Here is a 13,585-nt window from a genome sequence, read left to right as displayed (position 1 = left end):
CCAAGGAAGGTATCTCCGGGTATATTAACTTCCATGGAAGCTACTTTGCGATGGGTGCTGATCACGGCGATCGCCCCGGTGGCCTGGGGCACGAACTACTACGTCACCCACGCCTACCTGCCCGCCGAGACCCCGCTGTACGGCGCCGCTGTCAGGGCCCTGCCCGCCGGGCTGCTCCTGCTGGCCGTCCGGCGCGAACGGCCCCGCGGCTCCTGGTGGTGGAAGGCCGTGATCCTCGGCGTCCTGAACATGGGCGGCTTCTTCGCCCTCGTATACGTCGCCGCGCAACTGCTCCCGACCAGCACCGCCTCGACGATCATGGCCGCCTCGCCGGTGACCATGATGCTGATCGCCTGGGCGCTCGTCGCCGAGCGGCCGGGGCTGCTGCCCCTGCTGGGGGCCGCCGCCGGCATCGGCGGGGTATGCCTCATGCTGCTGACCGGAACCGTCTCGGCCGACATCCGAGGGGTACTGGCCTCGGTCGCGGCCCTGCTGATGTCGTCCCTCGGCTACGTCCTCACCAAGCGCTGGGGCGCGGGGACCGACGTCCTGGCCTCGACCTCCTGGCAGCTGATCGCGGGTGGCCTTCTGCTGCTGCCCCTCGCCGCGGCCGTGGAAGGCGCGCCGCCCGCACTCGACGGAGCGGCCGTCCTCGGCTTCGGATACGTCACCGTGGTGGCGACCGCCCTCGCCTTCGCCGCCTGGTTCGCGGGCCTGCGCCATCTGCCGGCCGCGACCGTCGGCCTGGTCGGGCTGCTCAACCCGGTGACCGGAGTGCTCCTCGGCACCGTGCTCGCCGGGGAGTCGCTCACCCTCCGGCAGATCTGCGGGCTCGTCCTCGTGCTGGGCGGGATTCTGCTCGGCCGGCCGGTGGCGCGCCGGCGGCCGGCCGAGGTCCGCCGCACCCGCCCTAATCCTGCGTGACCCGCAGTTCCCGTACGCCCGTCGGCTCGGCCGCATCCGCCGAACGGACCGTCACCCGCACCTCGCGGGCCACCGCGCCCGCCCGGTAGGGCTGCCAGGTCCTGCCGTCCGTCGAGGTCTCCAGGCGGGACGACGCGGGGGTCACGTCCGTCCACGCGGGCGCGATCGACGTCACCGGGGCCGACCGGCCCAGGTCCACCGTCAGCGAGCCCGTCTCCCCGTCCGGGGACCAGGCGGTCGCCGTACTGCCGTCGACCGCCGCGGCCGCGTACAGGCCGGGGGTCTCGGACGTGGCCGTCGCCGGGCGGCAGCGGGCCGCGTCGGTGGTCGGGGCCAGGTCCGGGCGGCGGGTGGGGAGAGTGAGGGCGGTGGACAGGGAGCGCGGACCCGACGGGGTGTGGAGGGTGAAGGGGGCACCCGAGGTGAGACGGACCTCCGTCGTGCGCGGGCCGATCGAGACGTCGTACGTACGCCCCTGGTAGCGCAGACCCGTCAGCTTCACGCCGTCACTCAGCTGCGGCGGCAGCAGCGGGTCCAGGCGCACCCCGTCCTCCCGCAGCCGCAGGCCCGTCAGCCCGTGCGTGAACACCTGGAGGAAGCCGCCCTTGCCGGTGAGGAAGTCCTCGGCCGGGAATCCGGACAGCGGATCCTGCGCGCCCGCCTTCGCGCCGCGCGCCTCGCTGAAGAGGGCGTACGGACCCCGCATGAAGGGGCGCACGGCACGCTGGAGATACGTGTACGTGGCGCAGCCCGGCTCCCCGATGGCGGCCGCGTCGATCGCATGGACCGAGTCAGTCATCGCCGGGCCGTCAGGATCGGTGCGCGCCGCGTAGTAGTCGAGCGTGGCGGCCGCCGCACCCGGCTCCATCGGCCACTCCAGGGGATAGACCAGCAGCACGGTGTCGGCCTGCTTGATCGTCGAGCCGTCGTATCCCGCGTACTGGAGGAAGAGCTTGCGGTCCGGGTCGTACGGGATGCGCAGACCGTCCGCGACCTTCGTCCACTCGGCGGGAGCGGGGTGCCCGAGGAGCTGCGCCGCGCGGGTGGCGTTGCGCAGGGCGGTGGCCGCGACGGCGTTCGTGAACACCGCGTCCGTGACCCCGTTGCTGTACTCGTCCGGGCCCGCCACCTCCTTCACCGAGTAGCTGCCGTCGTCGTTCGCGGTGGCGCGCGAGACCCAGAAGTCGGCGATGCCCTGAAGCATCTGCCAGCCGTGGCCGGCCAGCCAGTCACGGTCGCCGGTGGCCAGGTAGTACTGCCAGACAGCCAGCGAGACATCGCCCTGGAGGTGGTTCTGGGTCACACAGTGCGGCGGGTTCCAGCTCTGGCACTCGGACCAGAGATTGCCCCTGCTCGCGCTCGTCCACGGGTAGAACAGTCCCTTGAACCCGAGCTTCTCGGCATTCGTCCGGGCCTCGTCGCGTGTCCGGTAGCGGTACTCGACCACCGAACGGGCCAGTTCGGGCCGGGTGGCGAGCAGCCCCGGGTACATCCAGGTCTCCGCGTCCCAGAAGACCATGCCCGCGTAGTTGTCGCTGGTCAGCCCGGCCGGGGCGATGCTGTCGCGGGAGCCGGTGCGGGTGGAGGCGAGGAGCCCGTACTGGGCGGAGCGCAGCCACTCCTGGAGTTCGGGGCTGCCCGGCACGGACACGTCGGCGGACCAGTCGCGGCGCCAGACGGCGGCGTTCTCGGCGAGGACGGCGGACCAGCCGCGCCGTGCCGCGCCCCGGGACGCCTCGCGGGCGGTGGTGCGCGGGGCGCGTGAGGTGAGCGCGGTGTCCACCCCGACATACTTTTCGAACGTGTACGTGCGCCCGGCGCTCACCCGGGACACGTGTCCGTTGATGCCCGCCGGGCGCACGGTCTGGACGATCGCGCCGGCTGTCCCCGTGCCCCGGGTGCGGAACGTCCCGTCGTCCTCCAGTGCGATCCGGCGCGCGCCGCGAGGGTCGAGGCGGCCGGTCACCGTCGCGGTGCCGGTCCAGTGCGGGGTCATCCGCAGGCGTACGGCACCGGTGTGCACGTCGGACCGGTCGGCCAGCACCTCGTACGTCAGGTCGGTCGCGCGGCCGTCGGCCGTGGTCCAGCGCAACGACGTCACCACCAACCCGCAGCGCATGAACACCGTCTGGCGGTACCGGGAGATCCGGCCGGCAGGTGTGGCCGAGCCGTACGTCTCCTCGCCCACGCGCACATCGAGGTTCGTCCAGCTCGGCAGCGCGGCGGCCACCTCGCGGCCGGCCGCCAGATCCTCCTCGCGGCCGAAGAGCCCGGAGACGAACGCCCCGTCGTAGCGCGGGGTGAAGAGCGGCCAGCCGGTCTTCTCGTCGCGTTCGGCGTATCCGGCACCGGCCGCCGGTACCCGGTGGCCCAGATAGCCGTTGCCGACGTAGGGGTCGTAGCCCGCGGCCTCCCCGAACGTGGTGGACGTCGGGGCCCAGGCGGGATCCGTGTCCCGGCCGCAGGCCACGGCTGCCGGGGCGGGCGGTCGCTGATCAGCGGCGTACGCGACGGGCGACAGGGGCGACGGTGCGATCAGGGCGCACGCGACGAGGGACGTGAGAAGAGAGGTACGCGAGAGGCTCACGCTACGAACGTAGGTAAGGGGGCAGGGTGCGGTGGTGCGCGGCGCGCGGGGTGAACGGCTGACACGGGGGCGTGCGCGCGGGCCGGCGCGCGGACGCTCAGGCGGCGAGCCCGGTCTTGAGGCCCGCGCCGCACAACGGCACGACGACGCTGCGGTCCGTCCAGCCGCCCACCGCCGCCCAGCAGGCCACGCCCGTCGTCTCCACGTAGAAGCCCCGGGTGGCCAGATCCCGCTGCGCGGTGCGGATCCGGTCCTCGGTCACCGTCAGGAAGGTGCCGCCCGACTCCCGTACCGCGGCCAGGATCGCCCGGGCGCGCGGCGGGCGCGGGATGGCGATGCCCTCGGCGAGGGTGGGGGAGGCGGTGGTACCGGCCGGGGCGTCGAGGAGGTCGTGCGCCCCCGCGTGGAAGGCCGCGGCCAGCGGCGACACGGCCTCGGCCTGGACGGCGATCAGCGCGGGGCGGGTGTCGATCAGGCCCTGGGCGAGGAGTTCCGCGGTGGCCAGGGCCGCGCCGAGCAGCAGGGTGCCGTTGCCGACGGGGACGGCGATGGCGTCGGGGAGCCGGCCGCCGAGGTCCTCCCAGAGTTCGTACACGTACGTCTTAGTGCCGTGCAGGAAGTACGGGTTGAAGACGTGCGAGGCGTAGAAGGTGCCGGGCGCGTCGGCAGCGGTGCGGGCCGCCCGTGCGGTCGCCTCGCGGTCCCCGGGGACGATTTCCAGCCGGGCTCCGTGGGCCCGGATCTGCTCGGTCTTCTTCGCGGACGTGCCCTCGGGGACGTACACCGTGCAGGGCAGTGCGGCGCGGGCGCAGTACGCGGCGACGGCCGTGCCCGCGTTGCCGCTGCTGTCCGCGACGACACGCTCGGGTGAGAGGCGGCGGGCCAGCTCGGCGAGCATCACCGCGCCGCGGTCCTTGAACGAGAGCGTCGGCATCAGGAAGTCGAGTTTGGCCGAGACCGTGCCGGTGAGCGGGACGAGCGGGGTGCGGCCCTCCCCGAGGGTGGTCGCGGGGGAGGAGAGCGGCAGGACTTCCTCGTAGCGCCAAAGGGAGTTGACCCGGCCGGGCAGATCGCCGGGACGCAGAGGGCCCGCGCCCTCGAAGTCGAGGTCCCACGGGCCGCGGCAGACGGGGCAGCACCAGGCGAGCGAGGTGACGTCGGCACGGGTGCCGTCCTGCGGGCAGCGGTACGTGGTGGCCATGGCGCCAGCATGCCAGCCGCAGGGGCGGGACGGAGTCCGGGGCGGCCGCGTCGTCGCAGCCGCCCCGGACAGGGGCCTAACGCCGGGAGAGTCCGCGGTCGACGGCGGTCATCAGCTCGCCGTCCTCCGTGTCCCCGTCCAGCGACCAGAACATCGCGCCGCCGAGCCGGTGGTCGCGGATGTACGCGGTCTTGGTGCGCAGCACCTGCGGGTCGTCGTACGTCCACAGCGTGGTGCCGTCGAACAGCCAGGCGCTGCCGTCACGGACGTTGCGGTGGACCTTGTACGTACCGGAATCAGCCAGCTTCTTGAGGGCCTTGTAGTCCTCGTAGCCGGCCGCCCAGGTGGCGGGCGCGGGGGCCGTGGCGGGTTGGCCGAGGCCGTTGCCGCCACCGGTCACGCCGGTCCAGCCCTGACCGTAGAACGGCATCCCCATCACCAGCTTGCGGGCCGGGGCGCCGCGCTTCAGCCAGTCGTGCACGGTCTGGTCGACGCTGAAGTCGCCCTTCGCGTACAGCGCGGACTGCTGGGCGGTGGTCTTCTCGCCCGAGACGTGGAAGTCGTAGCCCTGGAGGTTGACGAAGTCGAAGTCCCGCATGATGCGAGGGACGTCGAAGCCGGCGTCGATCTTCTCGGGGGACGTGGGCACGAACGCCGAGAGGTCGTAGTGCTTGGGCTTCGATCCGTGGTGGCCGCCCCTGCGCTGCGCGGCGCTGCTCTTCGCGTACGCGTCGAGCTGGGTGCGGAACTCGTGGACCAGCGCCGTGAAGTTCTGCTTGTCCTCGGGGCGGTACACCGTGTCGGTGTCACCGGCGGATCCCGGCCATTCCCAGTCGATGTCCACCCCGTCGAAGAGGCCTGCCGCCGCACCCTTGCCGCCGCGCGTCCCGTCCACCGGCAGATCGCCCTTGATGTACAGGTCGATGCACGAGGAGACGAAGGCCTTGCGGGAGGCGGCGGTGCGGGCCGCGTCCGAGAAGTGGGTGGACCAGCTCCAGCCGCCGAGCGAGATCATCACCTTGAGGCCGGGGTGCTTGGCCTTGAGCTCGCGCAGCTGGTTGAAGTTGCCCGCGAGGGCCTGGTCGTCGGTGTCGGCGACGCCGTCCACCGAACCGGCTGCTTCCAGCGGGCGGACGTAGTCGGCCCAGGCGTCGGCCTCACCGGGCACGTTGCCGGTGAAGCACTTGCCGTCGGCGCTGACGTTGCCGAACGAGTAGTTGATATGGGTGAGCTTGGCCGCCGTGCCGCTGGTCTCCAGGTCCTTGACCTGGAAGTCGCGTCCGTAGACGCCCCATTGGGTGAAGTAGCCGACGCGCTTGTAGGCGGGCGCCGAGCTGGGGTGGCTGCCCTTTCCGCGGTCCGCGCCGGGCTCCTCGCCGTGGCCCGCGGTGGCGTTGGCGGCGGGGGCGAGGGTGGCGGCCAGCGAGAAGGCGGAGGCGGCAATGGCCAGTCCGGACAGGGTTCTTCGACGCATGAGGCCCGTTCCTGTGCGTGTGCGGAGGCACGTACCGAGAGACAAGTGCTGAGAGACGCGTGACCGTGCCGTGTGGAGAGGAAGGTATTGGTCTGGACCAAATGCGGTCAAGGGGTGGGGGGAACCGGAACGGCGGAGATGCCGTGGCGGTCGGCGGCGGGATATGCGCTCGTCGGCCGCGAATCATCACTTCGAGTGAAACTCTGGCCTGTGCTTGCGGTCTGGAACCGACGGTTGCCACGCTGTTGCAGTCTGTCAACCTCTTGGGGAGTGGCCTGTGACTTTCGGTGAGCAGCCCGCCTATCTGCGCGTTGCGAGCGATCTGAGAGAGAAGATCGCCAATGGTTCGCTGCCGCCGCATACGCGCCTGCCGTCGCAGGCGCGTATCCGCGAGGAGTACGGAGTCTCGGACACCGTCGCGCTGGAGGCGCGCAAGGTGCTGATGGCCGAGGGGCTGGTCGAGGGCCGCTCCGGCTCCGGCACCTATGTGCGTGAGCGCCCGGTGCCACGCCGGATCGCCCGTTCCGGCTTCCGGTCGGAGACCGGGGCCAGTCCGTTCCGGCAGGAGCAGACGGCGGAGGGCGCGCGGGGGACCTGGGAGTCCCGGAGCGAACAGGAGGGGGCGAGCCCGGAGATCGCCGAGCGGCTCGGGATCGAGCCGGGCGACCGCGTGATGCGTACGCGTTACGTGTTCCGGGACGGCGGGGAGCCGATGATGCTCTCCACCTCCTGGGAGACCCTCGCAGTCACGGGGCGCACGCCGGTGATGCTGCCGGAGGAGGGCCCGTTGGGCGGTTGCGGGGTGGTCGAGCGGATGGCCGCGATCGATGTCGTCGTGGACAACGTGGCCGAGCAGGTCGGCGCGCGCCCGGGGCTGGCGGAGGAGCTCCTGGCGCTCGGCGGGGTGCCGGGCCATGTGGTGATGGTGATCGAGCGGACGTACTACGCGTCGGGCCGCCCGGTCGAGACCGCCGACGTCGTGGTGCCGGCCGACCGGTACCGGGTCGCGTACCACCTCCCGGTCCGGTGACCGGGCGGAGCGGTTCCGGGCCGGCGGCCGGGGTCGGGCGGGCCGGTTCCGGTCGGGCGGTGGCCGGCGCAGGGCCAGTCGGCTCCTGTCGGGCGGTGGCCGGGGTCGGACGGGCTGGTTCCTGTCGGCCGGCAGGGGCGGGGCGAGTCGGTTCCTGTCGGGTGACCGATACCCGGACGCGTACGTCCGCGGCCCGTGACGACAAGTTAACGGCCACCCCCGTCCCGTAACAGCCGGGCAATCGCCGACCGTGACGGCTTGTCATGTCCTGCTCCTAACTTCCCGTTCGGACCCGCACACCGGACTGACGAACGGGAAGTCACCGATGACGGACACAGCCGTACCGAAGACGGAGCCCGCCTCCGGGGGAGACCTCGCAGGCGGGCCCGCCGCCCCGCCGCCCGGGCGCAGTTACGCCAGGCTCGCCGCCGACGAGAGCCGCGAGGACTACTCGCTGCGCTATGCGCCGCACTCCTTCCGGCGCTGGTCGCCCGGCACGGTCGCGGGCACCGCGCTCGGCGGGATCGCCTACCTCGCCGACTTCGCGATCGGCGCCTCGATCGTGTTCACCTACGGCTTCACCAGCGGATTCGCCTCGATCCTGGCGGCCGCGACGATCATCTTCCTCACCGGCATCCCCATCGCCCGGGCCTGCGCGAAGTACGGCCTCGACATGGACCTGGTCACCCGGGGCGCCGGCTTCGGATACTTCGGCTCGACGCTGACCTCGCTGATCTACGCGTCGTTCACCTTCATCTTCTTCGCCCTCGAAGGCTCGATCATGGCGCAGGCCATGCACCAGGCGGTCGGGTTGCCGGTCGAGGCGGGCTATCTGGTGACGACCCTGATCGTCATCCCGATCGTCTTCCGCGGGATGGGCGCGCTCGCCAAGGTGCAGGCCTGGACCCAGCCCGTCTGGATCGTCGGCATGGTGCTGCCCTTCGTCGTCCTCGCGTTCGAGGCACCGGACGCCTGGGGCGCGTTCGGCTCCTTCGGCGGTACGGAAGGGGCGGGATCCGGCTTCTCCTGGATCGGCTTCGGGCTCGGCACCGGCGTCGCCCTCTCCCTCATCGCGCAGATCGGCGAGCAGGCCGACTACCTGCGCTTCATGCCGGCGAGGACGGAGACCAACAAGCGGCGCTGGAACCTCGCCGTCCTCGCCGCCGGACCCGGCTGGGTCGTCATCGGCGCGGCCAAGCAACTCGGCGGCGCACTGCTCGCCTTCGTCGCCCTGGAGGCCGTCGGCAAGACGCACGCGCTGGAGCCGATCGCCCCGCAGATCGAGGCGCTGAAGCCCTGGCTCGGCTCGTTCGCGCTGCCCGCCGCCGCGCTCTTCGTGATCGTGTCGCAGATCAAGATCAACGTGACCAACGCGTACAGCGGCTCGCTGTCGTGGTCGAACTTCTTCTCCCGCATCACTCACCGTCACCCCGGCCGGGTCTGGTACATCTTCCTCAATCTCGTCATCGCGCTGACGCTGATGGAGATGAACATGTTCGCGGCCCTCAACAAGCTGCTGGGCTTCTACTCGAACGTGGGCATCGCCTGGATCGCGGCGGTCGCCGCCGACCTCGTCATCAACAAGCGGATCGGACTGAGCCCGCCGTACATCGAGTTCAAACGGGCCTATCTGTACGCGGTGAACCCGGCCGGATTCGGGGCGATGGTGATCGCGTCCACCGTCTCGATCCTCGCCTTCTTCGGTCTGTTCGGCGTGTACGCGGAGGCCTTCTCGACCTTCATCGCGGCCGGCCTCTCGCTGACGCTGTGTCCGCTCATCGCCTGGGCCACGAAGGGGAAGTACTACCTGGCCCGGCCCAATCCCGTGAACGGGCCCGGAGTCGAGGTCGCGGACATCACCGCCACCCACACCTGCGCGGTCTGTGCCACGGCCTACGAACTACCCGACATCGCCGACTGCCCCGTACGGTCCGGGCCGATCTGTTCGCTCTGCTGCTCACTCGACGCCGACTGCGGTGACGTCTGCCGCAAGGACCCCGCCGGCGGCCCGGTCCTCATGCCGATGCCTGTCCTGCGCGAGGGCGCGGGCCGGGGGTAGGCGGCCGGACCGGAATGCCATGAACAGCCCTGGGGGCGCATCCAGTTGGATGCGCCCCCAGGGCGTTGGTCCACTCCTGGCCGGATCGGTATCCCTTTGTGCAATTACGCATGCGTTGAGTAAAGGTCAGGCGTAGGCTCGGGCATATGCGTAATGCGGTTTCCTGGGGATCCTTAGAGACGTGCACGCCGTTCAGGGGAGGGGCGCAATGCTCAGGAGGGATGCGATGAGCGACAGCGGTGCCGTGCTCCCTTGGCTGGTGATACGGCAGGACGACAACGGCAACCGCTACCGCGTGGGCAGGTATGCCACGCAGGACGAGGCACAGCGGACCGCCGACAAGCTCCAGAACAGCGGCCACAAGCAGCTCTACTGGGTGGAGCGCACCGGGCAGGCCGCTCGCCCGTAGGGGCATGCCTGCGGTTGTGCGCCCGTAGTGCGCCGTGCCGGGTCCCCGGTGCGTCGCGCACGCCGGGCGCTACCGCCCGGGGCGGTCATGACGGGGCATTACGCTCCGCATCATGACTGATCGCGTGGTGGTGGCCGGAGCCGTCTACGACCGAGGGCGGCTTCTGGCCGCGCGCCGCAGCGCCCCGCCGGAGCTGGCGGGACGATGGGAATTGCCCGGCGGCAAGGTGGAGCCGGGGGAGAGCGGCGAGCAGGCGCTCGTCCGTGAGCTCCGGGAGGAGCTGGGTATCGAGACGGAGCCGCTGGAGCGCATCCCCGGCGAGTGGCCGCTCAAGCCCGGCTACGTGCTCCATGTGTGGACGGCCCGGCTGGTCTCCGGTGTGCCCGAACCGCTCCAGGACCACGACGAGCTGCGCTGGCTCGGACCGGGTGAGAGCGGCACGGTGGACTGGCTGGAACAGGATCTGCCCGCAGTGGCCGAAGCCGTACGCCGGCAGCCGGGCGGCGCACACCGCTGAGCGGAGCGCCCGGCCCTGGCCTGCGCGCCCCCTCGCTACGCGTACAGCCGTTCGTGTGCGCGCCTCTGCGCCCGTACGCCCCACGTGTCGACACCGGCGGTATTTCGTCCTGAATTACGGGTATGTGGTGTTTAGTCCCCGTAAGCAAGGCATTCCCGTTGCTGGTCTTGGGAAGTGATCGGCGTGATCGATACCGAAGGCGACAGCGCCGAGTGGAGCTTCCCCGCTGTTCCCGGCGCCGTGCGCACGGCACGGCACGCCGTCCACGAGGCGCTGAGCTGCTGGGGGCTCGACACTGCCGTCGGTGATGTGGCGGTTCTGCTGGTCAGCGAGCTGGTGACCAACTCGATGCGGTACACGGCAGGTCCCATCGGGGTACGGCTGGTACGCCCCCATCCCAATGGGGAAAGCCCCTCGGCGCGCCCCGGCCTGCTCGTGGAGGTCTCCGATCCGCTTCCGGATCCGCCCACCGAACGTACGGCTGGACCCGACGACGAAGGCGGCAGGGGGCTGCAGCTCGTGGCCTGTTCGGCCCGTCGTTGGGGGACCCGGCGCGGAAAGAGCGGCAAGACGGTGTGGTTCGAGCTGGCCCTGCCTGGTTAGGAGTGAGGTGGGATGAACAGCGATCACGGAGGACCGGTCAGAATCTGGCCGAAACGGACTGAGACCGTGCTGTGATCGTGAACGCCGTGTCGGTCGGGGCCGTAGTGCTGAATACTGCGGGCAGGACCGGTCCGGTGTGTGAGCTGGAGGGGACGGTCGCGTGAGCGAAATACCTGGGACAGCGGGCGATGTCATGTGGCAGAGCAGTCCGCCTGGCTCGATCTACGACTACATCAGGGTCGCCTCCTTCTCGATCGGCCCCGATGGCCTGATCGAGCAGTGGAGCCGCCGGGCCGCCGGTCTCTTCGGCGTTGCCGCTCACGAGGCCGTGGGCAGGGATCCGGTCGAGGCCTTCATACCCGCCGAACTGCGCAGGGACGGCCGCCGCCGGATCGGCGAGGTGCTCGACGGCAAGGAGTGGACGGGCCTCGTCCCCTTCCGGATGCCGGGCGAGGACGCCGTGCACGGGCTCGCCGAGATCTATGTGATGCCGAGCGAGACGACGTCGGGCGAACGGGCCGCGGTCTGCATCGTCGTGGACGTCCGCGCACTGCGCCTCATCGAGACGGACCTCGCGGCCTCGCAGGCGATTTTCGGTCAATCTCCGTTCGGTTTCGTGCTGTTCGGCACCGATCTCACCGTGGTGCGGGCCAACGAGCGGTTCGCCACCGTCTTCGGCGGCCGGGCGGACGACCACCAGGGCCGCACGGTCGGGGACTACCTCACAGGCCTGGAGGCCGACCGGCTGACGGCCACGCTCGAACACGTCCTGGCAACCGGCGACTCCGTCACCGACCTCCAGCTCGTCGGCACCGCCCCCGGTGACACCGAGCGCCGCCACTGGTCGATGAACCTCTACCGGGTGCACAGCGGCTCGGGCCGCCCCATCGGCATCGCCGGACTTGCCACCGATGTGACCCGGCGCCACATCGCAGCCCGTGAGGCGGCCAGCGCCCGGCGCAACCTCGCCCTGCTCAACGAGGCGAGCGCCCGGATCGGCAACTCCCTCGACCTGGAGACGACCGCCCGCGAACTCCTCGACGTGGCCGTACCCGGATTCTGCGACCTCGCCGCCGTCGACCTCTACCAGGCCCTGCTCACCGGCGAGGAGACGGCGCCGGGCAGCGGGGGGTCCCTGCGCCGGGAAGCCGTCGGCGGCTCCGCCGGACTGCGCCGGGTCGCCTTCGCCAGCGCCGTGTCCGACGCCCTGCCCGACACCGTCCCCGACGGCACCGCGCCCGGCACCGCCGAGTCCCGGTCCGGCACCGGTCCGCCCGCACTCGGCGCCGTGCACCACTACCCCTTCGGCTCGCCCTGCGCCATCGCCCTGCGCACCGGCCATGTGGAGGACGTGCCGGGCGACGACCGCGGCTTCGTCCAGTCCACGCTCGCCGTGCCGATGGTCGCCCATGACACCGTGGTCGGCCTCGTGCAGTTCTCCCGTACGAAGGGCAGCGAACCCTTCGGCGAGCGCGACCGCGCCCTGGCCACCGAACTCGCCGCACGCGCCGCCGTCTGCATCGACAACGCCCGCCTCTACCGCCGCGAGCACGAACGCGCGCTGATCCTCCAGCGCAGCCTCCTGCCCCCGGGCGACCCCGAGGCCGCGGGACTCGACATCGCGTGCCGGTACCTGCCAGGCAACACGGCGACCGAGGTCGGCGGCGACTGGTTCGACGTGATCGAGCTCCCCGGTCACCGCACCGCCCTCGTCGTCGGCGACGTGATGGGCCGCGGGCTGCGCGCCGCCGTGGCCATGGGCGAACTGCGCACCGCCGTAAGAACCCTGGCCCTCCTCGACCTGGAACCCGCAGAGGTGCTCTCCGCGCTCGACGAGGTCGCCCGGGGCCTCGGCACCCCCGGCGGCAGCACCTCGTCCGATGCGGGCGGCGGCGCCCAGTGGCCCTCGCGGGCCGCCCACAAGTCGCGCGAGGCGGACCTCTCCGAGGTCTACCTGGCGACCTGCGTCTACGCCGTCTACGACCCGGTCACCCGGCGCTGCACCTTCGCCAACGCGGGCCACCTGCCCCCCGTCGTCGTCGAGCCGGGCGAAGCGGCGCTGCTCCTCGACGTCCCGCCCGGCATGCCGCTCGGCGTCGGCGGCGAACCCTTCGAGGAGGTCGAGGTGGAACTCAAGGAGGGCGCCCTGCTCGCCCTCTACACCGACGGTCTCGTCGAGTCCCGCGACCACCCGCTGGACGAGGGGCTCGAAGCGCTGCGCGAAGCCCTCGCCGAACCCGCCCGGCCGCTCGAGGACGTCTGCGACCACGTGCTGAGCTCGCTCGACACCCGGCACGGCGAGGACGACATCGCCCTGCTGATGGCCCGCATCCAGGGGCTGCCGGCCGATGCCGTCGGCGACTGGCGGCTGCCCCGCGAGCCGCGCTCGGTCGGCCGCGCCCGAGAGCTGGCCCGTGGCCAGCTGCTCGCCTGGAACCTCGACGACCTGGTGGACACCACCGAACTGCTGGTCAGCGAACTCGTCACCAACGCCCTGCGGTACGGCGAGGGCGAGATCCGGCTCAGACTGCTGCGCGACCGCACCCTCGTGTGCGAGGTGTGGGACGCCGGCCTCGTCCAGCCACGGCGCCGGCGCGCACGCGACACGGACGAGGGCGGCCGCGGACTCCAGCTGGTCGGGCTGCTGAGCGCGGCCTGGGGGTCACGACGGACACCGCGCGGCAAGACCGTCTGGTTCGAACTCCCGCTGCCCGCCGGCGGACCGGCCGTCGAGCGCACGGTGGAGGAACTGCTCAGCATGTTCTGAGGACGGCGCCCGAA

General features: G+C 71.5%; 10 protein-coding genes. 7 read left to right on the top strand and 3 right to left on the bottom strand.

Going from position 1 to position 13,585, the window contains the following annotated elements; translation table 11 throughout:
* Nucleotides 1–33 precede the first annotated feature (33 nt).
* A complete protein-coding gene (locus ABT025_RS02785) occupies nucleotides 34–924 on the top strand; it encodes a DMT family transporter (RefSeq protein WP_350989072.1) in 891 nt (296 codons plus the stop codon).
* On the opposite strand, the gene ABT025_RS02780 is transcribed toward ABT025_RS02785, so the two are convergent.
* From ABT025_RS02780 to ABT025_RS02770, 3 genes are all read right to left on the bottom strand, one after another.
* Nucleotides 911–3,511: a discoidin domain-containing protein gene (locus tag ABT025_RS02780; RefSeq protein WP_350989070.1), complete on the bottom strand. Its 2,601-nt coding sequence runs from the start codon at nucleotides 3,509–3,511 to the stop codon at nucleotides 911–913. The two genes, ABT025_RS02785 and ABT025_RS02780, sit on opposite strands and share 14 nt — an antisense overlap.
* A 97-nt stretch (nucleotides 3,512–3,608) precedes the next feature.
* Entirely contained in the window at nucleotides 3,609–4,712 is a 1,104-nt protein-coding gene (locus tag ABT025_RS02775) for a pyridoxal-phosphate dependent enzyme (protein WP_350989068.1), read from the bottom strand.
* 76 nt (nucleotides 4,713–4,788) lie between these two features.
* The gene (locus ABT025_RS02770) at nucleotides 4,789–6,186 is read right to left on the bottom strand and encodes a glycoside hydrolase family 18 protein (RefSeq protein WP_350989066.1); all 1,398 of its coding nucleotides are present in this window, start codon (nucleotides 6,184–6,186) and stop codon (nucleotides 4,789–4,791) included.
* A 277-nt stretch (nucleotides 6,187–6,463) separates the two neighbouring features.
* Between ABT025_RS02770 and ABT025_RS02765 the strand changes: the two genes are divergently transcribed.
* From ABT025_RS02765 to ABT025_RS02740, 6 genes are all read left to right on the top strand, one after another.
* The gene (locus ABT025_RS02765) at nucleotides 6,464–7,216 is read left to right on the top strand and encodes a GntR family transcriptional regulator (RefSeq protein WP_350989064.1); all 753 of its coding nucleotides are present in this window, start codon (nucleotides 6,464–6,466) and stop codon (nucleotides 7,214–7,216) included.
* Nucleotides 7,217–7,541: 325 nt separating this feature from the next.
* Nucleotides 7,542–9,275 (top strand): purine-cytosine permease family protein, encoded by a 1,734-nt coding sequence (locus tag ABT025_RS02760; protein WP_350989062.1) that lies wholly within the window; start codon nucleotides 7,542–7,544, stop codon nucleotides 9,273–9,275.
* A 181-nt stretch (nucleotides 9,276–9,456) separates the two neighbouring features.
* The gene (locus ABT025_RS02755; protein ID WP_350989060.1) at nucleotides 9,457–9,684 is read left to right on the top strand and encodes an SPOR domain-containing protein; all 228 of its coding nucleotides are present in this window, start codon (nucleotides 9,457–9,459) and stop codon (nucleotides 9,682–9,684) included.
* A gap of 112 nt (nucleotides 9,685–9,796) precedes the next feature.
* On the top strand, nucleotides 9,797–10,201 hold the full coding sequence (locus tag ABT025_RS02750) for a (deoxy)nucleoside triphosphate pyrophosphohydrolase (RefSeq protein WP_350989058.1): 405 nt from the start codon (nucleotides 9,797–9,799) through the stop codon (nucleotides 10,199–10,201).
* Between the two features lie 174 nt (nucleotides 10,202–10,375).
* Nucleotides 10,376–10,804 carry an ATP-binding protein gene (locus tag ABT025_RS02745; RefSeq protein ID WP_350989056.1) on the top strand — a complete coding sequence of 143 codons (429 nt, stop codon included), beginning with the start codon at nucleotides 10,376–10,378 and terminating at the stop codon, nucleotides 10,802–10,804.
* 193 nt (nucleotides 10,805–10,997) lie between these two features.
* A complete protein-coding gene (locus ABT025_RS02740; RefSeq protein ID WP_350989422.1) occupies nucleotides 10,998–13,571 on the top strand; it encodes a SpoIIE family protein phosphatase in 2,574 nt (857 codons plus the stop codon).
* Nucleotides 13,572–13,585 lie beyond the last annotated feature (14 nt).

The sequence above is a fragment of the Streptomyces sp. NPDC002809 genome, from assembly GCF_040295435.1.
Lineage (GTDB): Bacteria > Actinomycetota > Actinomycetes > Streptomycetales > Streptomycetaceae > Streptomyces.
This window is presented reverse-complemented; position numbering and strand designations above follow the sequence as displayed.

Excerpts from the sequence above, each read along its gene's own strand:
- ABT025_RS02750 (WP_350989058.1), top strand. The coding sequence starts at position 9,797 with ATGACTGATCGCGTGGTGGTGGCCGGAGCCGTCTACGACCGAGGGCGG.
- ABT025_RS02740 (WP_350989422.1), top strand. The coding sequence starts at position 10,998 with ATGTGGCAGAGCAGTCCGCCTGGCTCGATCTACGACTACATCAGGGTC.
- ABT025_RS02785 (WP_350989072.1), top strand. The coding sequence starts at position 34 with ATGGAAGCTACTTTGCGATGGGTGCTGATCACGGCGATCGCCCCGGTG.
- ABT025_RS02775 (WP_350989068.1), bottom strand. The coding sequence starts at position 4,712 with ATGGCCACCACGTACCGCTGCCCGCAGGACGGCACCCGTGCCGACGTC.
- ABT025_RS02760 (WP_350989062.1), top strand. The coding sequence starts at position 7,542 with ATGACGGACACAGCCGTACCGAAGACGGAGCCCGCCTCCGGGGGAGAC.
- ABT025_RS02770 (WP_350989066.1), bottom strand. The coding sequence starts at position 6,186 with ATGCGTCGAAGAACCCTGTCCGGACTGGCCATTGCCGCCTCCGCCTTC.